Genomic DNA, 22,213 nt, shown 5'->3' on the forward strand with positions numbered 1-22,213 from the left:
TCCAACACCGACGCGTCTCTACACAACTCGGAAGCCACCTTCGGCGCCCGGCATTCCGCGTCGCCTGATCGCCCTGTCTCTCCCGACCACCCCGAAGGTTCGGAATTCGTGGTCGTCGCCAATCGACTTCCGGTCGACAAGGAGACCGACGCCGACGGAAACGTTTCCTGGAAACGCAGTCCCGGCGGCCTGGTCACCGCGCTCGAACCCATCCTGCGTAAGCACAAGGGCGCTTGGGTCGGCTGGTCGGGTTCGGCCGAGTCGGAGTCCGAGCAAGCCGAGGTCGACGGCATCAGCATCCGCTCGGTGCCGCTGTCGGCCGACGAGATCGCCGAGTACTACGAAGGCTTCTCCAACGCGACGCTGTGGCCGCTGTACCACGACGTGATCGTCAAGCCCGAGTATCACCGCGAGTGGTGGAACGCCTACGTCGAGATCAACCGACGATTCGCCGAGGCGGCGTCGGAGGTGGCCGCCCAGGGTGCGATCGTGTGGGTCCAGGACTACCAACTGCAGCTCGTCCCGAAGATGCTCCGCATGCTGCGCCCCGACCTGCGCATCGGATTCTTTCTCCACATCCCGTTCCCGCCGGTCGAACTGTTCATGCAGCTGCCGTGGCGCACCGAGATCATCGAAGGCCTTCTCGGCGCCGACCTCATCGGTTTCCATCTGCCGGGTGGTGCGCAGAACTTCCTCTATCTCGCCCGACGCCTCGCCGGGCAGGCCACCAGCAAGGGCACCGTCGGAGTCCGCTCACGCTTCGGCGTCGTGCAGGTCGGATTCCGGACGGTTCGCGTCGGAGCCTTCCCGATCTCGATCGACTCCGGTGACCTCGACACCCAGTCCAAGTCCAAGGACATCCGTGCCAGGGCCCGCGAGATCCGCAAAGAACTCGGCAACCCGAGGACAATCCTGCTCGGCGTCGACAGACTCGACTACACCAAGGGCATCGACGTGCGTCTCCGCGCGCTGTCGGAGCTGCTCGACGAGGGTCGTATCGACCCGCACGAGACGGTGATGATCCAGCTCGCGACACCGAGCCGCGAGCGTGTCGAGAGCTACGTGCGCATGCGCGCGGGCATCGAGCAACTCGTCGGCAACATCAACGGCCAGTACGGCGAGGTCGGCCACCCGGTGGTGGAGTACCTCAACCGTTCGGTGCCTCGCAACGATCTCCTCGCCTACTACGTCGTGGCCGACGTGATGCTCGTGACGCCGCTGCGCGACGGGATGAACCTCGTCGCCAAGGAGTACGTCGCATGCCGCAGCGACCTCGGTGGCGCGCTCGTTCTGAGCGAATTCACCGGCGCCGCGGCGGAACTGCGCACGGCATATCAAGCGAATCCCTACGATCTCGACGGTGTAAAAGACGCCATCGTCGCGGCCGTCGAGCAGAGCCAGGCCGAAGGCAAGCGTCGCATGCGCGCACTGCGCAGGCAGGTACTCACACACGACGTCGAGAAGTGGGCGAAGAGCTTCCTCGACACCCTCACCGCGACAACCGAGACGACCTCGTCGGCCAACCGCGGAGTACAGCTGGTGTCGAGCAGCAGCGACGGCTCGTTCGACAGCGAGAGCGACGACGGCCCGTTCGACAGCGAGAGCGCCGAAGTCCAGGACACAGCAGGCACGGACACCGGCAGCGCAGACGGAAGCGGGAGTGACAAGCAGTGAGCGAGAAGGGCGTTCCGGATGCACTGCGTGCGGCCGTGGCGCGGACGGTGACGGTGTCACGCCTGCTGGTGTCCAGCGACTACGACGGCTGCCTTGCGCCCATCGTGTCCCGCCCGCAGGACGCCAAGCCCAACGAGACGTCGATCGCCGCCATCCGGGAAGCCGGGACGCTGCGTGACACCGAGGCGGCGGTCATCTCGGGCCGTTCGTTGCACGATCTCCGCTCGTTGTCCGGTCTCGACGACGATTCGGTCACTCTGGTCGGCAGCCACGGAAGCGAGTTCAACAACGGCTTCCGTGAGAAGGTCACCGACGACGAGCGTGCCCTACTCGATCGGATCGTCGCGGCCTTCGAGGCGATCGCCGCCAGCCATCCGGGGGCGACGGTCGAGGTGAAACCCATCAGCGCCGCGCTCCATGTACGCAACGCCGAGCCCGACGTCGCCGAGGATGCCCTCGACCAGGCGCGATCCGGCCCCGCCACATGGCCGGGCGTCCAGGTCACCGAGGGCAAGAAGGTGATCGAACTCGCGGTCATCGAAACCAGCAAAGGCCATGCACTGGGCCAGCTGGAAACTGAATTCGGCTCGGACGCAACGATTTACATCGGCGATGATGTCACAGACGAGAAGGCCTTCCGCCACCTCACGGGCAGCAACGACGTCAGCGTCAAAGTCGGCGACGGCGACACCGCAGCGAACTATCGCATCGCCGACACCGACGATGTGGCAACGTTTCTCGAGTTCGTCGTCGAATCCCGCCGGAAGGCTCTCTGACCCCGCCTGCGCGACGATTCACGCGGGAGTGGGAACCGGATCGACGAGCGGGTCGTCGTGCGTCGAGCGCTTATCCGTCTCGCGGACGACCTTGTGGATGAAGCCGAGCTTGCCGACGACGGGCTGCGGGATGACGAACGGGTACAGCGGCCGCGCACCCATCGACTGGTTGACGCGATTGAACATGGTCCCCAACCACTTCCAGTCGTAGAGCAGCCGTTCGATGGGCTGATCTGCGTATGACTCCAGGGGGATGATGTCGCGGTCCATGGCGAAACGCACCTGCTCGTTGACCAGTCGGACGCCCGATTCACGTGCGGTGTCGATCGTTCCGGTGATGTGCAGGTAGTGAGCGAAGCACTCGGCAAAGTCTTCCCACGGGTGCATCGTTGCGTACTCGGAGATGTACGAGTCGGCCCAGTCCGCAGGCGCACCGAACTTGTAGTGCCGATCGATGGCGTCGCTGTAACTCGCGCGCTCGTCGCCGAAGAGCTGCCGACACCTGTCGAGATAGCGGTCGACGCCGTCGCCGTTCTCGACCAGGATGCTCTCGTAGTAGTGACCCACTTCGTGCCGGAAGTGGCCGAGCATCGTCCGGTAGGCCTCCCCGAGATCCACGCGCAGCCGCTCGCGGTAGGCATCCTGTGTCTCCGAGATGTCGATGGTGACGACACCGTTCGCGTGCCCGATCGTGACGGGTCGGCCGAGCGTCTGACTCGACAGCAGGTCGAATGCCAGCCCGCCCTCGCTGCGCCAGAACGGTTCGACGGGCAGCCCGAGGTCGACGAGCTGGTAGACGAGCATCCGCAGATCCGACAGCGCCGACGGTAGCTTCTCCCGCCCGATCGGGTCGTCGGCGTCCGGCATCCGACGCAGCAGCGAATCGGGGAAACACCGGCCGCGCATCCCCGCATTCTCTTCGGAGAACTCGGCCGGGGTCATCCAGTTGCAGCCGCTGGCCCAGTTGATGCAGCGCACCCATCGGGTGCCGTCGATGTCGACACCGTCCTCGGACGCGACGACGAGCGTTCTACTCGGCAGATGGAAGCCAACCGTCGTGCCGCAGTTGGCACATTGCTGCCCGAGGAAATCCGACAGCGCATTGCAGATGGGACATGTCAGCGCATGCATGAGTTCATCGTATGCTGATGCGCTCCTTGCCATCGTCAACAGGCAGATCTCCGCGGACGGTCGCGAGCACCTGGTAGTTGTCCAGAGAGATCGAGCCGCTGTGATTGTCGAGGAACGCCGTGTCGGCTGCGTCGCGGCCGGTCGCGATGCGCACGAGACTCTGCCGCGGAGACAGCCGTGTCGCGTCGACCACGACCCACTCCCCTTCGATGAGCGCCTCGGCGACGGCGTGGAAGTCCATCGGGTCACAGCCGGGTGCGTAGACCGCCACCAGCCGGGCGGGAATGTTCAAGGCGCGCAGCAGCGCGACGACGAGGTGCGCGTAGTCGCGGCACACACCCGCGCCGGCCAGGAGTGTGTCGACGGCACCGTCGATGGGGTCGCTGGCGCCGGGGATGTAATCGAGGCGGTCTTCGACGAAGGCGGTCACCTGGTCGAGCAGTTCGCCGTCGGGAAGGCCTGCGTCGAACTGTCCGGCGGCGAAGCCGAAGAACTTGTCGCACTCTGCATATCGGCTGGGCCGCAGATACATCGAGCGATCGGTCGGTTCCACCGCGACCGGATTGGCCGGAGCGGTCACCGCAGCGCTGTAGTTGATGGCGACGACACCCGATTCGACCTTCATGCGATGGATACGACCACCGTGCGGATCGATGATCTCGTCGGGTGTGATCTCGTCGCCGTTGACGGCGACGACGAGTTTCTCGTCGAGTTCGAGTCCTGGCATACGTGCCACGGCTATCTGCATCTCGAGTTCGGTGGGGGCGGTGACGGAGATCGTCATGGCTGCTGAGACGTCGCGCGGAAGCGTGAGGGGAGAAGTCGACATGTCGCTCACTGTAAGGGTGAATTGGCGCGGGCGCGCAATCGACGGTTGGACACGACGTGAACACGTGCGGTGTCGACACAGGCGGCGCGCCGTCCAAGTAGCCCAAAACCTCGGCTTCGGACGTGTATCGCCTACGTGAGCGAGGCGACCGGGTCGGCGTAGATCACGCTGAGCGCCACGACGATTGCCGCGCCCTCGGGCACTGTGACCCCGAAGAGCGACGGCGTGAGTTCCAGCGGCCAGCCGACTTTCGACGCGGCGTCGAACGCCGCCTGCACCGGGGCGAGTCCGTGCGGATGCGCCGCGAAGGCGTCGCCCGCGACGACGACGGAATCGGGGTTGAGCGCATCGCGGAATGTCGCGACCACCTCACCGAGGATGCGCGCCCGTTCGTCGACGATCGGCGACGCGTCGGGCGCGACCCGGAGCCGGTGCGCGGCACGCAGCGTCGCCTCGCTGCCGATGACGTCGGAGAGCGTCGCACCCGGGCCGGGACACAGCACCGGGGCGTCGACCCTGATGTGCGCGATACTGCCCGCGCCCCGTACCGGGATGTGCACACGACCGTTGAGAGTCATCGCCATGCCGGTGGTCTCGCGCGCGTAGAAGAACAGGCCCGACGCGGCGTCGACGATCGTCTGGCCGAGTAGCAACTCGGCGGCAGCCATGGCCTCGACGTGCTCACAGACCGAGACAGGTACCGCGAGCGCGTCGGCCAGGACGGTGCCGAGTGGCGCCCGACGCCATCCGAGGATCGGATGATCGACGTGGCCGGACACCGCGTCGACCGACCCGCCGATCGCCGCCCCACCCCACAGCAGGCGTCGTCCGGAGAAACGGTCGGCGAGTTCGCGCAGTTGTCCGCAGAGTTCGTCGAGCGCGGCGTCGGCGTCGCCCTGCGGGGTCAGGACGGCGTGGCTGTAGAGCGGACGTCCACCCATGTCCACGATGGTCAGCAGGGTCCGCCGCGCGCCGATGTGCATGCCCGCCGCACACAGAGCATCGCGATCGAGGGTGAGCGGGTTCTTCGGACGTCCGATGCTGCCCGGGCTGACGAGATCTGGTCGCTCGGTGATCAGCCCCAGTCCGGCGAGCGCTGTGACCTGCCGATTGATGGTTGCCGGTGACAGCCCGGTGATGTCGGCCAGCCGGTCACGGGTGACCGGCGCACCAACCCGGATCGCGTGCAGCACGGCCGCAGCGGGCGTCGAGCCGATCTGCAATGTCGCCGGGACGACTCCTCGCAGCATGCGCTGAATGTAGCAGCGGCGGGCGATCGACAAGGCACACCCACGCGACGACACCTGCTCACGCCACCGCTGCTGTCGTTAGGGTTGAACCATGACCACATCCTCCGACGACCCGACTTCTGTAGCGAGACCGAACGGGGGTGCCGACCACCCGGCGTCGACCACCGACGGCGCGAAGACCGCCGTGGTGACCGGCGCAAGCTCCGGTATCGGCGAAGCCGTGGCCCGCACGCTCGCCGCCGCGGGTTATCACGTGGTGGTCGGCGCGCGACGCGTCGACCGCATCACCGAACTCGCGACTGAAATCGGTGGCACCGGAAGACAACTCGACATCACCGACGACGAGTCGGTCGCTCGGTTCGTCGACGGCCTCGGCCACGTCGACGTCCTGGTCAACAACGCGGGCGGCGCGAAGGGACTCGACCCCGTCGCGACCGCCGACCTCGACGACTGGCGCTGGATGTGGGAGACCAACGTGCTGGGCACATTGCGCATCACCAAGGCACTCCTGCCCGCGCTCGAGGCGTCAGGCGACGGGCTGATCGTCACGATCACCTCGACCGCCGCGCTCGAGGTCTACGACAACGGTTCGGGATACACGTCGGCCAAGCATGCCGAGGGCGTGCTGCACCGCACGCTGCGCTTCGAGCTGTTGGGAAAGCCGATCCGGCTCACCGAGATCTGCCCCGGGATGGTCGAGACGGATTTCTCGCTGGTGCGGTTCGGCGGCGACAAGGAGCGCGCCGACGCGGTCTACTCGGGGATGACACCACTGCGGGCGGACGACATCGCAGAGGTCGTCGGATTCGTCGCCTCACGGCCGCCGCACGTCGATCTCGACCAGATCATCATCCGTCCGCGCGACCAGGCGTCGTCACGCCGGAACGTCAAAACCGGCTGACCGCCGACCCCGCACGGGTGACCCGGGATCTCAATCGAGTCAGTTCGGCGCGCCCACCGAGGTCGGGGCGCCCTTCGGTGTCGCGGGCGCCGACGCGGTTCGCGGTTCACCCTTGATCGCCGACATGGACTTCCACGTCGGCCAGTCGTAGGTCCAGTCGAAGATGTCGCCGTCGGCCTCCGACAGATCGATTCGGGTACCGGTCACCTCTACCGGATCGCCGTAGACAGCGGTGTTGAAGTATTGCTGCGCGTTCTCCAGGGAGAGGTTGATGCAGCCGTTGGTGACGTTCGACGCACCTTGCACACCAACGGTTTCCGGGTTGGCGTGGATGAACTCGCCGTTGTTGGAGATACGCACAGCCCAGCGCTCGTGGATGTTGAAGTACCCCGCGGCAGGATTGCTCATGTAGAAGTCTTCGTGCTTTTCGCTGACCACGTGGATACCGGAGCGGGTGACGTTGCGGTCGACGTCGCCCTGTCCGTAACTGCAGGGCAGCGTCATCAACGTCGCGCCGTCACGGACGACGACGATCTGGTGGCTTCCCGCGTCGGCCTTCACGATCTGCGACCGTCCGACGGTGTAGTCACTCGTGACGTCGGCGGCCCCGTAGGCGCCGTCGCCGTGGTCGAGTCCGTAAAGCTTCGCCGACATGTGGATCTTGGTGCCGGGTGCCATGTACTCCTTGGAGCGCCAGTGCACACGCGAACCGTTGTCCTCACCGAGCCACGCCCAGGCACCCTCGGTCGGCGGCTCGGTGGTCAACGTCAGCGCACGTTCGACGGCTTCCTTGTCGTCGACTGTGCCGTCGAACTTGAGGATCAACGGTGCCGCGATGCCCACCTCTTGGCCGTCGGCGATGTTGACGACGACGTTCAGCTGCGTCTTCGGGTCGAGAGTGGTGAACTTGCCCTCCACCGGTGTGCTGACCCGGTCGTATCCGGTGGCACTGCCCTGCCAGGTGTAGGTGGTGCCGTAGCCGAGTGCCTCGGTGATGGTGAACGTCTTACGGTCGTCCGACATCGTCCCGGCGACGGCCTTGCCTGCCGGGTTGAGGAGTTTGACGTCCGGGTTGAGCACCCCGTCGGTGGCCTTGACCTCGACCTTCGCGGTCGGATTCGGCGCTTTCTCGTCGGTCAGCGACGGCGTGTACTGGACGCCTACCGTGGGCTTCGCAGGGCCGCTGGCCTTCTGCGTGTCGTTCGACCGACCGCACGCGGCAACGACGAGTCCCGCCATCGTGGCGAGGCCGCCGGTGACGAGCACCGCACGACGAGTGGGCATTGTGTTCTCGGACATCGAATACACAATAGCGATCGCATATGAGGGCTCGCCGTCGAAGACCTGTGATCTCCCTCAGATTTCCGACGACCGTCGGGGTGTCCGCCCGTCGCGGCGAGCCCGACGAATCGGACCCAAATGGGCGCGTTCGCCGTCGTGGTCGAAGATCGACACGATCTCGGCCGGTCCCCCACGCGCGCCTATCGCATGGGGGATCATCGTCGCGAACTCCGCCGCCTGGCCTGCGGGAATCAGGATGACGCGGTCACCCAGCCAGAGCTCGACGGTGCCCGACAGCACGGTGAACCACTCCCTGCCAGGGTGCACCCCGAGTGCCTTCGGGTCGATCGGACGTCCGGGATCGATGCGCATCTTGGCGACCGAGACACCTCCGGGTGTGTCCGACCCCGACAGCGGCCACACGATCACACCGTCGGCAGCTGAGTGTGGTTCGGGTCGGATCACTACGTCCTCGTCGGCGGCGGGCTCCATCAGCTGGTCGACGGTGGTTCCCAACGCGCGGGAGATCGCCACGATCTGATCGAGCGCGACGCGTCGTCCACCCGTCTCGATGCGACTCAGGGTCGACGGACTCATGTCGCATCGGGAGGCGAGCGAATCCAGCGTCCACCCCTTCGCCATGCGCAGACCTCTGATGCGCCGGCGCACGACGTCGTCAAGCTCTTGCTCCATGCGCAAGAGTCTATGCCTCTCGCGCGTTTCGCTCATCCGTCAGGCCGACGACGATCCCACCAGGAGGCCACGGGACGACCGGCGCGAGCGCATCGACATCAGCAACCGCGGAAGCTTCGTCACGGGGAGACGACGTGGCCAGTCGTCACGGAGCAGAGCCTCGGTCCCGCCGTCGACGGTCAGGACGGCTCCCGCGATGAAATCGGCCTCCGGCGACAACAGGAACTCGACGACGGCCGCGAACTGTTCGGGATCGCCGAAGCCTCCGACGGGAACCGGAAAGGCGCGAACCCGACGACCCTCCGGCCCGTCGAGTTGTGCACGCAGCATCGGCGTCAACACCGGCCCCGGGGTCACCACGTTGATACGCACGCCGCACCCCGCCCACGCGGGACTCGCCGCCTGCGTGCGCGCCCAACGCGTCACCGCCAGTTTCGACGCCGCATACGCGATGGCGGCCGAGAGTCCTTTGCGCCTGCGGATCTGTGCCACGGCGGCATCGACCTCGCCGCGCACGAGTCGCCGCACCGCACTTTCGGGGACGAACGGCGTCGTCGTCGACGAATTCGAACCGAAGACGACGACCTTGCCTCCTCCGTCGGCACACAGGGCATCGCGCCAGCCCGACAACAAGTCGGTGACCCCGAGGACGTTGACCGTGGCAATCTGATCCTCGGCGCCTGCGCCGGGCCCCACGCCCGCCACCATCACGGCCCCGTCGAGGTGGCCGCCACACAGCGCCAGAACGCCGTCGATCGCAGCTCGGCGCCCCGACTGCGCCGCGAGGTCGGCGACGACATCGGCATCGTGGAGGTCCACACCGATCACGGTGTGGCCGCCACCGCGCAACCGTGCCGCGACCGCCGCCCCGATTCCCGACGCGGAGCCCGTGACGACGAATGTGGAACTCGCGTTCACCAATCAGCCTCGGCGTAGCGGATGACACCACGGATGTTGCGGCCGTCCAACATGTCGTCGAAAGCGTCGTTGATCTGTTCGAGCGTGTACGTCCTGGTGACCATGCCCTCCAGGTCGAGTTGTTGGTTCTGGTAGAGCGACAACAGCATCGGGATGTCGAACTGTGGATTGGCTCCCCCGAAAATCGATCCGCGGAGACTCTTCTGCATGAGCGTGAGCATCGACAACGTCAGTGTCACATCGGAATCGAGCAGATTTCCGACGCCGGTGAGCACGCAGTCGCCCGCTTTACTCGTGATCGACATCCACGAATCGAGTTCTGCACCCTTCACGTCACCCGCGGTCACGATGACCTTGCGCAGCATCCTGCCGTGGGTCAGCTCGACAACGGGTCCCATCGCCTCGGCCACGGAAGCGAAGGTGTGGGTTGCACCGAACTTCTTGGCCTGCTCCAACTTCCAGGGCACCGGATCAATGGCGACGATGTTTCGTGCGCCCGCCCGAACCGCCCCCTGGATGGCAGCGGCGCCGACGCCTCCGATGCCGATCACGCCCACGTCGTGCCCTGGCTGGATGTCTGCGGTGTGCACCGCGGACCCGAAACCCGTTGTGACGCCGCAACCGACGAGACAGGCGTACTCGAACGGAATGGTCGGGTCGATCTTGACCACCGAATCCTGATGCACCACCGCGTACGGCGAGAAGGTTCCGAGCAGCGACATAGGGTAGGCGTCTGCGCCGCGAGCCCGGATACGAAAGGAACCGTCGGAGATCGACGCTCCCATGAGCAGCCCGGCGCCGAGATCGCAGAGGTTGCGGTATCCCTCCTGACACGCGGGGCAGTGCCCACATGCCGGAATGAACGAGAACACGATGTGATCACCGGGCACATAGCGGTCGACTCCCTCGCCGACCTCGGTGACCACGCCTGCACCCTCGTGTCCACCGAGAATCGGGAACGCGGGCATCGGTGACGCACCGGTCACCAGGTGGTGATCGGAGTGGCAGATGCCCGCAGCTTCCACGCGTACCTTGACCTCACCCTTGCGCGGATCACCGATCTCGATCTCCTCGACCGACCACGGTTCGTTCAGGCCCCACAGGAGGGCACCTTTGGTCTTCACTTGTCGTGCCTTTCTTCGTCTTTCGTCATATCCCGGCGAGTCCTCGAGGCGTGGTGTCGCGTCGATGCCGCCTCAGCGGGTCGGAGCGAGATTGACTCCCGTCAGGAGCAGATGACCCGCCTCGACCGGAATGGTCACCCCGGTCACCGAGGCGGCGAGATCCGAATTGAGATAGAGGGCGGTATCGGCGATGGCCTCCGGCGGCAGGAAGGTCGTCGCCTTCAACGCGCCGTAGTGGTGACCGCCCTCCATCATCTGTTCGTGGGTTCCGCCCGATCCGCCTGCGAAGATGTTCCAGGTGTCAGGCTGGTCGACCATGGGGGTCAACACCGCACCTGGGCAGACGGCGTTGCACCGCACACCGTGCGGGGCCAACTCGAGCGCGATGTTCTTCATCAGCCCCAGGACACCGTGCTTCGCCGACGTGTAGTGCGCATAGGTCGGACCCGGCTCGATTCCGTTGACTGACGACGTGATGACGATGGACCCTGTCTGCCGTTCGATCATGTGCGGCGCAACGGCTTTCGCCGACCGCCACACTCCGCTGAGATTGACGTCGATCATGTCCCGCCACATCTGCTCGGTCATCTCGTAGAACAGTTCCCTGGTCCAGATGCCCGCATTGGCGATGAGGATGTCGATGTGGCCGAGCTCCGTGATCGCCGTGGCGACGGCAGCATCGAGCTGAGACTGCTCGCGGACGTCCGCCGTGATCGCGACGGCCTTGCGCCCCAACGCCTCGACCAGCCGCACGGTCTCGGCCATGTCGTCGGCGTCGGCCAGTGGGTAGCTCACTGTCGAGATCTGCGTGTCGATGTCGACGAGGACGACATCCGCACCTTCCCGCGCCGAGGTCACGGCATGCGCTCGTCCTTGCCCACGAGCTGCTCCGGTGATCAGTGCTACGCGATCGTCGAGGAGTCCCATACGTCTTCTCTCATTCGTGGTGTGTGTCTACCGAGGAGTGGCCATGAGCGAAACACGCTGTACTCAGGAGGGTTTGGGACCCAGGCAGTTGTCGGGGCTCCAGTCGTTGAGCATGCGTACGCCGTGATTGACCTCGACGAAGTGCGGTGCGATGAATGTCTTCGTCACGGCCATGATGCAGATGAGGATGCCGATGGTCGCGAAGCCGCTGAGCATCACGATCGACAGTGGGGTGCGTAGCCCCGGTTGAGTGTCGAATTTCGTGTAGAAGATCAGCGACGAAAAATGCCACGCGCCGTACACGAGGACGTTGAGTCCCCACATCCCTATCCCGTTGTCGAAGCAGTAGTTGTGCGGCACCGCCGAGGTGTAGGCGAAGGTCTCCACGAGGGGCATCAGGGGCGCGAGAACCAGGCACACCAACCCGTGACGGAGGATGCTGTCACGACCGAGGTAGCCGGATGTGCGGTCGAGGAGCTGGGTGATCACCCGGTATAGCGTGCCGAGGATGACCGAGTAGAACCCGAAGACCGAGATGGTCATGAACAGCATGAACAGCGGGACGCCGTTGGGGTTGACCGCGGTGTTGAACGCGAAGTGCCCGTGGAGCACCTCGTACCAGGGATCGGTTCCGACGAATCCACCGAGCACCGCCCAGATGACGAGGAACACGCCCATCCGGAATCCATAGAGCTCAGTGAGTGGCACCCCCCTGTCCTGCGGTGCGCGAAAGATCAAGGGCAACAGTAGCGTTCCGAGGCCCATGACGAGCGACTGCGCGATCAACGCGACGTCGTTGTAGCTGTCGTAGCTCAAGGTCATCACGATGGCGCCCTGGATCGGCACCGTCACGAGGAACCAGATCAGGTAGATGATCTCGGTTCGTCGTTTACCGGGATTGGCCGACAACCAATGAAAGTCGCGCGAAGCGGACTCAGCCACCTCGGCACGCTCCTCGTGGGCAGGCGCCTGGGTCATGAATGCTCTCTTTCACGCGGTCCCGAGTCGAAGACAGACCGCCCGTCCCGTCCAGATGCGAAGGGCCAGAAGTGGCCACAAACTTTTGTATAGTTCTTAACAAAGAGTACACACGCACGCAAGAGGATCACCCGAACGAATCCAAGAACAGCAGGCGATGGAATGCCTCGCGTTTCTGGTTAATCGCCTCTAACTGCATAAACGGCCACCCCAAAGGAGCGCAAACCTATTGACACCCCTCGATCAATAGCACTAGCGTCCTTGATTAAGTTCCTTAACTATTGCGCCGACTCACCCCCCGCCGACGTGTCTGATTCGTCGACATCCGACGACCCGTCACCGGCTCCCATCACCGCCGAGAGGACCTCACATGGCCGACAGCATCGAGACGCTCACCGCATTGGCGAACGCCGACGATCCGTTCAACACGCCACACGCAGAACTCGAGGAGCTCTGGGTGGATGCCATCAACCAGCGCTTCCAGCAGTGCCGACCGAGAATCAAGATCCTCGACCAGCTCGCGGAACGCGCAGGGATCGACACGATCGGTTCACTCGAGGACGTCGTTCCGCTGCTCTTCGCGCACACGGCATACAAGAGCTACCCCGAGTCCTTCATCGACAACGGACGGTGGGACCGGATGAATCTCTGGCTCGACACACTCTCGGTCAATCCCGTCGAGGGAGTCGACGTCGACGGGATCCGGAATGCCGACGACTGGATCGAGAGGTGTCATGCCGCTGGACACCACGTCTTCGCCACGAGCGGCACCAGCGGCAAGAACTCGTTCCTCAATCAGAGCGCACATGACGTCGAATTTGCCAATGCCGCAACGATTCCGCCCGGTCTACCGACGGACAACTCACTCCCCATCTTCGTGCTGGGACCACGCCGGGCACCCAACCGGGCGTCGGCCACCTTCACCAACCTCGTGTCGGTGTGCGGTCGAGAAGATGCCGTGTACTTCCTGACAGATGCCGAGCTGACTATCACCGACCTCTCGCAGATGACGCGGATGCGACGCCGGATCGGCGACGGCACCGCGACACCGTCGGAGATCGCCGAGTTCGAGGCGAATGTGAAGCTACGCCAGGAGTTCGCCGACGCCATGACGGTCGACCTCGTCGACAAGGTACTGAGTTACCGGAACGAGCCCATGCTCCTCGTGGGCCTGACACCGCAGCTCTATCGCATCGTCGAGACCGCGCGTGAACGTGGTGTCCCCGACGGTACCTTCCACCCAGACACGCAGGTGATCAGCGGTGGTGGAGCCAAGGGTGTGAACCTGCCTGCCGACCACGTGCAGCAGATCATGACGTTCCTCGGCATCGATCTGAAGAATTTCACCCAGGGCTACGGCATGCAGGAGGCGAGCAGTGGTGCCCGGATGAACGAGTGGGGCCGCTACGAATTCCCCGGATGGATCGTGCCGCTGCTGCTCGACGACTCCGGGGAGAGACTCCAGCGCGCGTCGAGCGGCACCTCGACCGGACGCATGGCGCTCTTCGACGTCTCGATCGACGGTCGTTGGGGCGGCATCATCAGCGGTGACCGCGTCACAATCGACTACGACGCCAGTCCAACCGGACGCGCCGTACCCGCGGTGACCGAGATCGCCCGCTACTCCGAACTCGAGGGTGGCGACGACAAGCTCACCTGTGCGGGCACAATCGATTCCTTCGTCCGCGGCGCGGTGGGCGAATGACCTCCGTCAGCGAGTCGTCAGCAGACTCCTCATCAGCAGCCACCCGCCCGCTGCGCGTCATCCAGTGGGCGACGGGCAACGTCGGACAGGCGTCGCTGCGTGCACTGATCGGCAATCCGGCATTCGACCTCGTCGGCGTCTACGTCTACTCCGACGACAAGGAGGGTCGCGACGTCGGTGAGCTCGCGGGTCTCGCGCCCGCAGCCCTGCGGGCGACACACGACCGGGAGGCCATTCTGGCTCTCGACGCGGACGCCGTGGTCTACAACGCCCTCGGCGACACCGGCGATGCCGAACAATGCGTCGACGACATCTGCGCGCTACTCGCGTCGGGCAAGAACGTGGTGTCGACCGCGGTGAGCACCCACATCCACCCCGCGTCGATGCCGCCGGGTGTCGCCGATCGGATCTCGGCCGCCTGCGCTGCCGGGAACGCCAGCTTCCACAGTTCGGGCGTCAACCCGGGATTCGCCTTCGACATCCTGCCGGTCGTGGTGTCGACGATCGGAGACCGAATCGACTCGATCGACATCACCGAACTCGTCGACATGTCGGGCTACGACTCCGCCTCGGTGGTGCGGGACATGATCGGCATGGGTCTCTCCCCCGACACGCTCGCACCGATGGACTTCCTCACCGATGTCACGTGGAGTCCCTACTACGCGTGTATAGCACTGCTACAGCAAGCCTTTTCGGTCACATTCGAGGACTTCGCCATCACGTGCGAGAAGGCCACCACACCCGTCCCGGTGACCCTGCCGTGGGGCACAATCGACGCAGGCACCGTGGCTGCGCGTCGAATAGACATCGAGGGAATCGTCGATGGTACACGACGCCTCGGCTATCACATGGTATGGCGCGTCTCGGACGACGTGGCACCTGAATGGCCCTCCGGGGCAGCGCATTACGAGCTGTCCCTACAGGGAGACCCCCGCATCGACGTGCGACTCGACATCACGTCGCCGTCCGGTCGCGGCACATCCATCGCCACCGCGATGCACGCGGTGAATGCCGTCGAACCGGTCTGCGCTGCACCACCCGGGATCATCACACGACTGGATCTCGGACTGCACGCGGGCGGCTACCTTCCCGTGGCCGACAGCGTGGCGCGATCCGCAGTTCGAGAACAGGCAGGCGTCTGATGAATGCTCCGACCCACCTGAGTACCGCGACCGCGGTGCCGCACGTCATCAAGGGACGCACGGTCGTCGGGGCCGATGTCGACCACAGAGGATTCAGCACACCCGCGCTCGACATTGATGCGCTGGTGTGGCCGCGCCGCGAGCCGGGGCCAGCGTTCGACACCCCTGTCGCCGACGTCATCGACTTCCTCGTGGAGGTCGGTACGCGCCTGCAGTTCGATTCGAACCCCTATCTCCAAGAGGCACTTGAGCATTCGCTCGTCTTCAACACTCTCGAACGTCGTATCCTGGAGAACACCTATCGGGCGATGCCCCTGTTCTTCGACCGCACGAATCTGGAGTTCCAGATCGCCACCGACGTCGGCTGGGACGCCATCGACGGGTGGGCGCCCATCGATCGGCCACATGGACTGCCCGCTGCCCACGTTCGGGCATTCCCACCGCGGTTGGCCCACATCACCGCAGGCAACACCCCCGCCGTCGCGGTCACCACGATCGTTCGTGGTGCTCTCAGCAAGGGTGTGCACCTTCTGAAGGTTCCCGCGAACGACCTCTTCACCGCCGGCGCGGTACTGCGCACCATGGCCGACGTCGACCCCGATCACCCCACCACTCGATCGTTCTCCGCCGTGTACTGGCGTGGCGGCGACACGAGGGTCGAGAGCGCGATCTTCCGCCCGCAGTTCTTCGACAAACTCGTCGTCTGGGGTGCGGACTCGGCCATTCGCAGTGCGCATCGCTACGCCGGGCCCGGGTTCGAGATCGTGTCGTTCGATCCGAAGGTGTCGATGTCATTCGTCGGACGCGAAGCCCACGAGTCCGACGACACCCGCGCGGCCGCGGCCGCAGCCGCAGCGACCGACGTGTCGTTGTTCAATCAGGATGCCTGCGCGGCAAGTCGTTTCGTCTACATCGAGGGAGATGATGTTCAGGTCGATGCATTCTGCGGAGCCCTCGCCGACGAACTCCGTGCCGAACGGCCGCTCTCGTCGGCATACGCGACGCCGCTGGGCAACGAGATCCGCAACGAGATCGACGTGCTGCGCGGGCTCGAACCCGTCTACCGGGTCTGGGGAGACTACGACGGCTCCGGACTCGTGGTGCGCTCGGATGAACCGGTCGACTTCTATCCCACGTCGAAGACCGTGAATGTGGTCACCGTACCCAGCCTGGCCGAGGCCGTCCGGCATGCGAACGTGGCAACCCAGACGGTCGGCGTCTATCCCGCGTCCCGCATCACAGGTCTGCGCGACGCGCTCGCCTCGATGGGGGTGCAGCGAGTGGTCGGGCTCGGGGCCGTCGCGTCCAACATCGAGGGGCTGCCACACGACGGCTTCTATCCGCTACGTCGAGTGATGCGGTGGGTCCTCGATGACTCACAGACAATGTCCGGTCATTGACACTGCGACACAACACTATTCACCACTACATCAGTGATCTCACACACGAAGAGGAGTACACCCATGAAGTTCGGACTGTTCTACGAGATGGCGGTGTCGCCGGACGATCCGCACGCCGAGGCGCGCATCGTCCGGCAGACCGTCGACCAGATCGTGCACGCCGATCGGCATGGATTCGACTACGTCTGGCTTTCGGAACATCATTTCCTGCAGGGCTTCTCGCACATGTCGGCACCCGAGGTGATTTTCGGCGCCGCCGCCTATCAGACGCAACACATTCGTTTCGGTTTCGGTCTCGCACTGACTCCGCCCGCCTACAACCACCCGGTCAGGGTCGCCGAGAAGGTCGCGATGCTCGACTGCCTCAGCGACGGCCGGGTCGACCTCGGCTCGGGACGCTCGACGACGCCTGCCGAGCTGTACGGTTTCGGCCTCGATCCCGAGCAGTCACGCGCGCAGTGGGACGAGGGCCTCGAGGCCGTCGTCCACTGCCTCGCCTACGATCCGGTCAGCTTCGACGGCGAATACGTCAACATCCCCAGCCGGACGGTCGTGCCCCGACCGGTACAGACCCCGCACCCGCCGCTGTGGGTCGGGGGTGTAGGTCCGGGTAACGCCGAACGCGCGGCCGCGAAGGGTTTGGGAATGCTGTTCTTCGCCCAGTCGGTGGACTACGAACTGCTCAAGGCGTCGACGGAGGCGTACTACGCGAACATCGACAATGCCCAACCCATCGCTGGTGTGGTGAACAAGCAGACCGCCGGCTTCATCAACGGACTGTGCAGCCATGACCGCGACGCCATTCGACAACTGGCCGTACAGAAGGTCGTCGATCACACACTGCACGGGTCGGAACACATGCTCAACGGATGGCCCGACGGGAAGCCGAGCCCGAGCTTCGAACATCTCAACTCCGGCGTCACCAAAATGGTCAATGACCTCATCAAGACCGACCGGCACGCACTCGAGACCATGATGACCGAGGGTGGTTTCGTCATGGCGGGCAATCCCGACGACTGCGCGACGGTGTTCGATGCATTCGCGAAGAGCGATGTCGATCAGGTGATCATCCACATGCAGATGGGCGATACCCCGCACGACCGCATCATGGAGTCGATCGAACTGATCGGCAACGAGCTCATCCCGAGTTATCGGTAGGTGGACGTGGCAGACGAGAATCCCGGCTACGACCGTGACGCGACCGGAGCGGGGGTCGCAGTCGTCACCGGCGGCGCAAGCGGTATCGGATTCGCTCTCGCCGCGGCGCTGGGGGCACGCGGTCAACACGTCCTCATAGCCGATCGTGACGAGCAGGCGTTGGCTGCAGCGGCCACCCAGCTCCGTGATCTGGGCCTTCGGGTGCAGACACACGCCGTCGACGTGCGCAATCGGTCATCCCTTGCAGAACTCGCGGATTCAGCGCGCGCACTGGGACGGATCGACACCGTGTGCATGAACGCGGGTGTGACGAGTACCGGATCCACCCTCTGGGACACCACCGACGAGACGTTCGACTTCGTGATGTCGGTGAACCTCGGCGGCCTGCAGAATTCCATCCGCGCACTCGTGCCGCCGCTCGTCGACCAGGGGACGCCCGCCGACATCGTCATCACGGCATCGATGGCCGGCATCGTGGCGTCGGGGTACAGCGGCGCCTACGGCGCCAGCAAGGCGGGCGCAGTCGCACTGGCCAAAGCACTGCGCGCCGAGGTTGCCGTCGCGGCACCCTTCATCCATGTCGCTCTGTTGAACCCCGGGATGGTGCGCACCAACCTGATCCGCACCTCCGCGACGTCTGCTCCCGAATCCGCGGCCCTGCCCGAAGAACTCGTCGAAGGTGGCCATCGGGTGCTCAACGAGGCAGGTGTCGCGCCCGCAGCCGTCGCAGCCGATGTACTCGACGCGCTCGCACACAAGCGCTTCTGGGTGTTGCCCCACGAGGGCGATCCGTTCGTCACGATGCTCGACAGTGAGATGACAGAGCTCTCAGAGGCTCTGGCAGCCGACCGGGACCGATGACCGCCTTCCATGACGAGGTCGGCCTTCTCACAGTCGTTTGTGCTGGCTGATCTCGTCGTGGAAGGCTTCGAGGTTCCGCATCACTTTCAGGTATGCCGTGATCTCCGCGCCACTCACACCCTCGAAAAGCCTGCTGACCAACAACTCTGAATAATGGTCTGCGACGTCTGCAGCCATCTTGCCCTGATCTGTGAGATACAGACGCCGCCGCTTCGCGTCACCCGGGTGAGTCATGTCGACGACGAACCCACGAGCCTTGAGCTTCGAGATGACTTGTGACGTCGCTGATCTGGTGACACCGAGGAGCGTCGACAGTTCACCTCCGGTGATTCCCTGGTTGCGGTTGATCAGCGCGCACATCTCAGCCTCGACGAGCGTCATCGGAATGCCGTTCTCACCGTAGGAATGTGTGGTGCGGCGGCCGAGCTGGATCTTGTTGATGACGCGCAGCAGCGAAACGAGGACCTCTTCGGTGACATCGGGGGTCAGCTCGGCATCCGCCGCCGGACGTTCGGAATCATCGTCGTTCGAAACACTCTGCGCCACCACGAGTTACAACTATACCCACGCGTACGCGAGCAGGCGCACGCCTGGGACGTCGCTGAGGCGACAGGCCTCGCTCAGATGGGCTTGAGACTGTCGACGAGCCACGTGTCACCACTGCGCACGGCTGTCACGAGGACACGACTGCCTGTGGTCGACGGGTCGGGTGCCGCGGCAGACGTGGTCAACTGGTTGAGCATCATCAACAGTTCCGCGCGATCACGCTCGAGCGAGACGATCGAACTTCCCGCGACGATCACCTTGGTGTTGATCTGCTTCTCGCGCGCGCCTGGGATGACCGCATCGGCGACCAGTCTCGAGAATTCCGGTCGAAACTGCGGTGTGAGCCCGCTACCTGCGGCATCGAGTTGTTTCTGCACAGTGGCATGGTCATAGGACAGCATCGCCGTGACCTGGCGATCGACTGTGGACGTCACCTCGCCCGCTGCAGCGTTGACATCGGTCCGGCGCTGGTTCGCGACGGCGAGCACGGTGCCGATCGTCAGAGCCGCGATCACGACGACTCCTGTCACGGCCAGCAGCATCACCCTTGCCAATGGCCGAGGCCTCGATCCGGCCACGCCGCCGGACTCGTCCGCTGGTTCGTCACCCGATTCGGCTGAACCCTGTTCTGCAGTGCTCTCGACTGCACGCTTTACGTCGGTGCTGATGTCGTCGCGCTCGGCTGAGGGGGTCGCGTCTTCGGTGGGCGCCTCCTCCGTGGCAGCGTCGCCGTCGGTGTCGCGATTGGTGTCGGTGTTGTCGCGAGTGATGGTGATACGGCCGAATCGACCGAGATTCACTGAGCTCATGGGACGAAATCCACCTTCGTGATGGTCATGGGATCGCCGTTGGACACGACGACGCGGAAGCGGTAGTCACGCGGTTCCGGCGTCTTGGTTCCCTCGTTGGTCACCTCGGCGTGTGCTGCGACGAGCATCGTCGCCGACGTGTCGCTGATCTTCTCGACACCCACCGCGATGATGGTGCCCTTGGACGCGACCTGCGCTTCCTTCACGATCTGCGTGTACGACCCCGAGCGGCTCGTGAAGTCCGTCTTGAACGAGCCGCTCGACAGATTCGCGAGGCGCTTCACGTCGGCCTCGGCCGACGCCGAGCTGATGGTCGTCAGCGCGACGACCCCCGTGCGTGCGGTGTCGATGTACTGACCGCGCAGCGCATCGGCGCTGTCGAGTTCGCGGTGCTGCCAGAACTCGTACGACGCGAAAGCCAGGCTCCCCGCGACGAGCAGCACGGCGACGATGGGAATCCAGCGTGCGCGCACGGCGAGCACAGACCGCCGCGCCAGGCCGCGGTGCTCGTCGGTGGTGGCCTCGGTCCCGTAGACCACTGCGGAACGATCTCCGCCCTCGGACGAGTCGGCGGTTTCGGGTGAATCGACGGGATCGGGTGCATCGCCGGGATCGGTTGAACCCACCAGATCATCTGGATCGGTCGGCTCGGGTGGGTCGATGACACCCACGGCGCCGCGATCGCGTGCAACGACGGTCGCGTCCTCAGAATCTCGTCGGTCCGTCACGCGTGCCTCATCGGCACCCGTCACCCTTGTGGGGTGTTCAGCAGGCTTTGCCATCCGGAGCCTCCTTTGATCGTCTTGTACTGGTAGACATTCGCGTCGGGAGCGACGTAGTTGCCGCTCGACGGTTCATAGGCGGGCTGCGGGATCGCACCCGCCAGACCCTGCCTGTCGGGTCGACCGGAGCCGTCGATACTCGACGGCATCTCGCCCTTCGGTTGGTACGGCCGCGGATCGCGGCACGCCTCCGGGGTCGGCGCTCGTTTCCCGGGAACCTCCATGCACGGCAGATTCCGCGCACCGCGGACCACGACGGGCGAGTTCTGCGGTACTGCGCAATACATGCTGGCGGGCAGCGGAGCGTACGAGGTGTCGCCCGGGTCTCGTCGCTGATCGGCTGGGAGGTAGCCGGTGGTGCAGAGCGGGACCGCCATGGTGTGGAACTGAGCGGTGACCGCCTGGTCGGAAAGACCCCGGTTGACCATCGTCCGCACCGCTGCGACCAACGGAGGAGTCAGCACGAGCATCTGTTCGATGCCCGCGTTGTAGGTGACCGCCACCTGGCCCAGGCTCACGAGATCTCGCAGCAGGATCGGCATCGTGGGTGCGAGATCGTCGAACAGCTTCTGCGCCTGCGAGAGTGCCGCCGGTGATCTGTCGATGATCGAACGCACATGTCCGTCGGACTTCTCGAGTTCGACGACGAAGTCGGACAATCCCTTCGTCCACTGTTGGATCGCCTCCCGCGACTGTCCCTGAGGCCGCAGGAACGGACCCAGCCTCGTGACGAGATCGACGGTCTCGTCGGAGTTCTGGTTGGCCGCGTCAACGATCCGGCGTGCGGAGGACACCAGCTTCACGAGGTCATCCCTGGTTCCCACGAACGCGCGAAACGCACCATCGAGTGCTGTGCGCAACCGGTCCTGGGGTATGGACGCCAGGAGCGCATTGGCCTGGTCGAGTACCGGCCCGATCTGGGCGGGGATGGTGGCATTCGACTCGGGAAGCACAGTGCCATCAGAGACAAGCGGCCCGGAATCGCGGGTGGGCACCAGGTCGAGAAACTGCTCGCCGATCGCGGACATGCTGTGCACGTTGACCTTCAGACCGTCGCGGGGAATCTCGACGTCGTCATCGATCTCCATGCGCGCCGAAACGCGATCACCGTCGAGGCCGATGCTCTTGACCAGTCCGATGGTGACGCCGCGGTAGGTCACGTTGGACCGCTCGTAGAGTCCGCCACCGTTGGGTAGGAGTGCGGTCACGGTCATCTTCCCCACTCCGACGACGGACTGCACCTGGATGTAGGAGAACGTCATGATCGATACCGCGACCACCGCAACCACCAAGAGAACGGCGAGTTGGAACCTGACCAACGGCCTCAT

At 64.8% G+C, this 22,213-nt stretch carries 21 protein-coding genes; 8 read left to right on the forward strand and 13 right to left on the reverse strand.

The window, feature by feature from the left end; all coding sequences use genetic code 11:
- The first annotated feature begins 108 nt into the window (after positions 1 to 108).
- Together LK459_RS05640 and otsB are read left to right on the forward strand one after the other, a co-directional pair.
- Positions 109 to 1,674 (forward strand): alpha,alpha-trehalose-phosphate synthase (UDP-forming), encoded by a 1,566-nt coding sequence (locus LK459_RS05640; protein ID WP_051997975.1) that lies wholly within the window; start codon positions 109 to 111, stop codon positions 1,672 to 1,674.
- Positions 1,671 to 2,450: a trehalose-phosphatase gene (gene otsB / locus LK459_RS05645; RefSeq protein WP_007239194.1), complete on the forward strand. Its 780-nt coding sequence runs from the start codon at positions 1,671 to 1,673 to the stop codon at positions 2,448 to 2,450. Before LK459_RS05640 ends, otsB begins: the two co-directional genes overlap by 4 nt.
- 18 nt (positions 2,451 to 2,468) lie before the next feature.
- Here otsB and LK459_RS05650 read toward each other — a convergent pair whose 3' ends face one another.
- The 3 genes from LK459_RS05650 to LK459_RS05660 all read right to left on the reverse strand — a co-directional run bounded on the left by LK459_RS05650 (position 2,469) and on the right by LK459_RS05660 (position 5,660).
- Positions 2,469 to 3,581, reverse strand: a complete 1,113-nt coding sequence (locus LK459_RS05650) for a zinc-binding metallopeptidase family protein (RefSeq protein WP_227922251.1) — start codon at positions 3,579 to 3,581, stop codon at positions 2,469 to 2,471.
- Positions 3,582 to 3,585: 4 nt separating this feature from the next.
- Complete coding sequence (locus LK459_RS05655) at positions 3,586 to 4,410, reverse strand: transglutaminase-like domain-containing protein (RefSeq protein ID WP_007239192.1); 825 nt, start codon at positions 4,408 to 4,410, stop codon at positions 3,586 to 3,588.
- A gap of 131 nt (positions 4,411 to 4,541) precedes the next feature.
- Positions 4,542 to 5,660 (reverse strand): ROK family transcriptional regulator, encoded by a 1,119-nt coding sequence (locus LK459_RS05660; RefSeq protein WP_039994102.1) that lies wholly within the window; start codon positions 5,658 to 5,660, stop codon positions 4,542 to 4,544.
- A 91-nt stretch (positions 5,661 to 5,751) separates the two neighbouring features.
- Here LK459_RS05660 and LK459_RS05665 point away from each other — a divergent pair, with 91 nt between their 5' ends.
- Positions 5,752 to 6,561, forward strand: a complete 810-nt coding sequence (locus LK459_RS05665) for an SDR family NAD(P)-dependent oxidoreductase (RefSeq protein ID WP_227922253.1) — start codon at positions 5,752 to 5,754, stop codon at positions 6,559 to 6,561.
- A gap of 39 nt (positions 6,562 to 6,600) precedes the next feature.
- On the opposite strand, the gene LK459_RS05670 is transcribed toward LK459_RS05665, so the two are convergent.
- The 6 genes from LK459_RS05670 to LK459_RS05695 form a co-directional block, all read right to left on the reverse strand.
- Positions 6,601 to 7,845, reverse strand: a complete 1,245-nt coding sequence (locus LK459_RS05670; protein ID WP_007239189.1) for a L,D-transpeptidase — start codon at positions 7,843 to 7,845, stop codon at positions 6,601 to 6,603.
- Between the two features lie 72 nt (positions 7,846 to 7,917).
- On the reverse strand, positions 7,918 to 8,535 hold the full coding sequence (locus LK459_RS05675; protein WP_039994101.1) for a helix-turn-helix domain-containing protein: 618 nt from the start codon (positions 8,533 to 8,535) through the stop codon (positions 7,918 to 7,920).
- 39 nt (positions 8,536 to 8,574) lie between these two features.
- The gene (locus LK459_RS05680; protein ID WP_007239187.1) at positions 8,575 to 9,453 is read right to left on the reverse strand and encodes an SDR family oxidoreductase; all 879 of its coding nucleotides are present in this window, start codon (positions 9,451 to 9,453) and stop codon (positions 8,575 to 8,577) included.
- Positions 9,450 to 10,577, reverse strand: coding sequence for an NDMA-dependent alcohol dehydrogenase (locus tag LK459_RS05685; protein ID WP_227922255.1), 1,128 nt, complete (start codon positions 10,575 to 10,577; stop codon positions 9,450 to 9,452). Before LK459_RS05685 ends, LK459_RS05680 begins: the two co-directional genes overlap by 4 nt.
- 72 nt (positions 10,578 to 10,649) lie before the next feature.
- On the reverse strand, positions 10,650 to 11,504 hold the full coding sequence (locus LK459_RS05690) for a mycofactocin-coupled SDR family oxidoreductase (RefSeq protein WP_007239185.1): 855 nt from the start codon (positions 11,502 to 11,504) through the stop codon (positions 10,650 to 10,652).
- A 63-nt stretch (positions 11,505 to 11,567) separates the two neighbouring features.
- Positions 11,568 to 12,482 carry a hypothetical protein gene (locus tag LK459_RS05695; RefSeq protein ID WP_007239184.1) on the reverse strand — a complete coding sequence of 305 codons (915 nt, stop codon included), beginning with the start codon at positions 12,480 to 12,482 and terminating at the stop codon, positions 11,568 to 11,570.
- Positions 12,483 to 12,852: 370 nt separating this feature from the next.
- Between LK459_RS05695 and LK459_RS05700 the strand changes: the two genes are divergently transcribed.
- From LK459_RS05700 to LK459_RS05720, 5 genes are all read left to right on the forward strand, one after another.
- On the forward strand, positions 12,853 to 14,187 hold the full coding sequence (locus LK459_RS05700; protein ID WP_007239183.1) for a hypothetical protein: 1,335 nt from the start codon (positions 12,853 to 12,855) through the stop codon (positions 14,185 to 14,187).
- Positions 14,184 to 15,329: an NAD(P)H-dependent amine dehydrogenase family protein gene (locus LK459_RS05705; protein ID WP_007239182.1), complete on the forward strand. Its 1,146-nt coding sequence runs from the start codon at positions 14,184 to 14,186 to the stop codon at positions 15,327 to 15,329. The genes LK459_RS05700 and LK459_RS05705 overlap by 4 nt, the downstream gene beginning before the upstream one ends.
- Positions 15,329 to 16,729 (forward strand): acyl-CoA reductase, encoded by a 1,401-nt coding sequence (locus tag LK459_RS05710; RefSeq protein ID WP_227922257.1) that lies wholly within the window; start codon positions 15,329 to 15,331, stop codon positions 16,727 to 16,729. Before LK459_RS05705 ends, LK459_RS05710 begins: the two co-directional genes overlap by 1 nt.
- A gap of 63 nt (positions 16,730 to 16,792) precedes the next feature.
- Positions 16,793 to 17,887, forward strand: a complete 1,095-nt coding sequence (locus tag LK459_RS05715; RefSeq protein ID WP_007239180.1) for an LLM class flavin-dependent oxidoreductase — start codon at positions 16,793 to 16,795, stop codon at positions 17,885 to 17,887.
- A gap of 6 nt (positions 17,888 to 17,893) precedes the next feature.
- Positions 17,894 to 18,748 (forward strand): SDR family NAD(P)-dependent oxidoreductase, encoded by an 855-nt coding sequence (locus tag LK459_RS05720; protein ID WP_007239179.1) that lies wholly within the window; start codon positions 17,894 to 17,896, stop codon positions 18,746 to 18,748.
- A gap of 27 nt (positions 18,749 to 18,775) precedes the next feature.
- Here the strand turns inward: LK459_RS05720 and LK459_RS05725 are convergent, their stop codons facing one another.
- From LK459_RS05725 to LK459_RS05740, 4 genes are all read right to left on the reverse strand, one after another.
- The gene (locus LK459_RS05725; protein ID WP_227922258.1) at positions 18,776 to 19,294 is read right to left on the reverse strand and encodes a MarR family winged helix-turn-helix transcriptional regulator; all 519 of its coding nucleotides are present in this window, start codon (positions 19,292 to 19,294) and stop codon (positions 18,776 to 18,778) included.
- Positions 19,295 to 19,368: 74 nt separating this feature from the next.
- Positions 19,369 to 20,103 (reverse strand): hypothetical protein, encoded by a 735-nt coding sequence (locus tag LK459_RS05730; RefSeq protein ID WP_007239177.1) that lies wholly within the window; start codon positions 20,101 to 20,103, stop codon positions 19,369 to 19,371.
- Positions 20,100 to 20,885, reverse strand: a complete 786-nt coding sequence (locus LK459_RS05735; RefSeq protein ID WP_007239176.1) for a hypothetical protein — start codon at positions 20,883 to 20,885, stop codon at positions 20,100 to 20,102. The genes LK459_RS05730 and LK459_RS05735 overlap by 4 nt, the downstream gene beginning before the upstream one ends.
- A complete protein-coding gene (locus LK459_RS05740; RefSeq protein WP_007239175.1) occupies positions 20,852 to 22,213 on the reverse strand; it encodes an MCE family protein in 1,362 nt (453 codons plus the stop codon). The genes LK459_RS05735 and LK459_RS05740 overlap by 34 nt, the downstream gene beginning before the upstream one ends.

This window comes from Gordonia otitidis (assembly GCF_020735545.1).
GTDB classification, from domain to species: Bacteria; Actinomycetota; Actinomycetes; order Mycobacteriales; family Mycobacteriaceae; genus Gordonia; species Gordonia otitidis.

Bases quoted from the DNA above. Each gene is read 5' to 3' on its own strand.
- LK459_RS05650 (WP_227922251.1), bottom strand. From the start codon at position 3,581: ATGCATGCGCTGACATGTCCCATCTGCAATGCGCTGTCGGATTTCCTC.
- LK459_RS05655 (WP_007239192.1), bottom strand. From the start codon at position 4,410: ATGTCGACTTCTCCCCTCACGCTTCCGCGCGACGTCTCAGCAGCCATG.
- LK459_RS05660 (WP_039994102.1), bottom strand. From the start codon at position 5,660: ATGCTGCGAGGAGTCGTCCCGGCGACATTGCAGATCGGCTCGACGCCC.
- LK459_RS05665 (WP_227922253.1), top strand. From the start codon at position 5,752: ATGACCACATCCTCCGACGACCCGACTTCTGTAGCGAGACCGAACGGG.
- LK459_RS05670 (WP_007239189.1), bottom strand. From the start codon at position 7,845: ATGCCCACTCGTCGTGCGGTGCTCGTCACCGGCGGCCTCGCCACGATG.
- LK459_RS05675 (WP_039994101.1), bottom strand. From the start codon at position 8,535: ATGGAGCAAGAGCTTGACGACGTCGTGCGCCGGCGCATCAGAGGTCTG.
- LK459_RS05690 (WP_007239185.1), bottom strand. From the start codon at position 11,504: ATGGGACTCCTCGACGATCGCGTAGCACTGATCACCGGAGCAGCTCGT.
- LK459_RS05695 (WP_007239184.1), bottom strand. From the start codon at position 12,482: ATGACCCAGGCGCCTGCCCACGAGGAGCGTGCCGAGGTGGCTGAGTCC.
- LK459_RS05700 (WP_007239183.1), top strand. From the start codon at position 12,853: ATGGCCGACAGCATCGAGACGCTCACCGCATTGGCGAACGCCGACGAT.
- LK459_RS05705 (WP_007239182.1), top strand. From the start codon at position 14,184: ATGACCTCCGTCAGCGAGTCGTCAGCAGACTCCTCATCAGCAGCCACC.
- LK459_RS05710 (WP_227922257.1), top strand. From the start codon at position 15,329: ATGAATGCTCCGACCCACCTGAGTACCGCGACCGCGGTGCCGCACGTC.
- LK459_RS05715 (WP_007239180.1), top strand. From the start codon at position 16,793: ATGAAGTTCGGACTGTTCTACGAGATGGCGGTGTCGCCGGACGATCCG.
- LK459_RS05730 (WP_007239177.1), bottom strand. From the start codon at position 20,103: ATGAGCTCAGTGAATCTCGGTCGATTCGGCCGTATCACCATCACTCGC.
- LK459_RS05735 (WP_007239176.1), bottom strand. From the start codon at position 20,885: ATGGCAAAGCCTGCTGAACACCCCACAAGGGTGACGGGTGCCGATGAG.
- LK459_RS05740 (WP_007239175.1), bottom strand. From the start codon at position 22,213: ATGAGGCCGTTGGTCAGGTTCCAACTCGCCGTTCTCTTGGTGGTTGCG.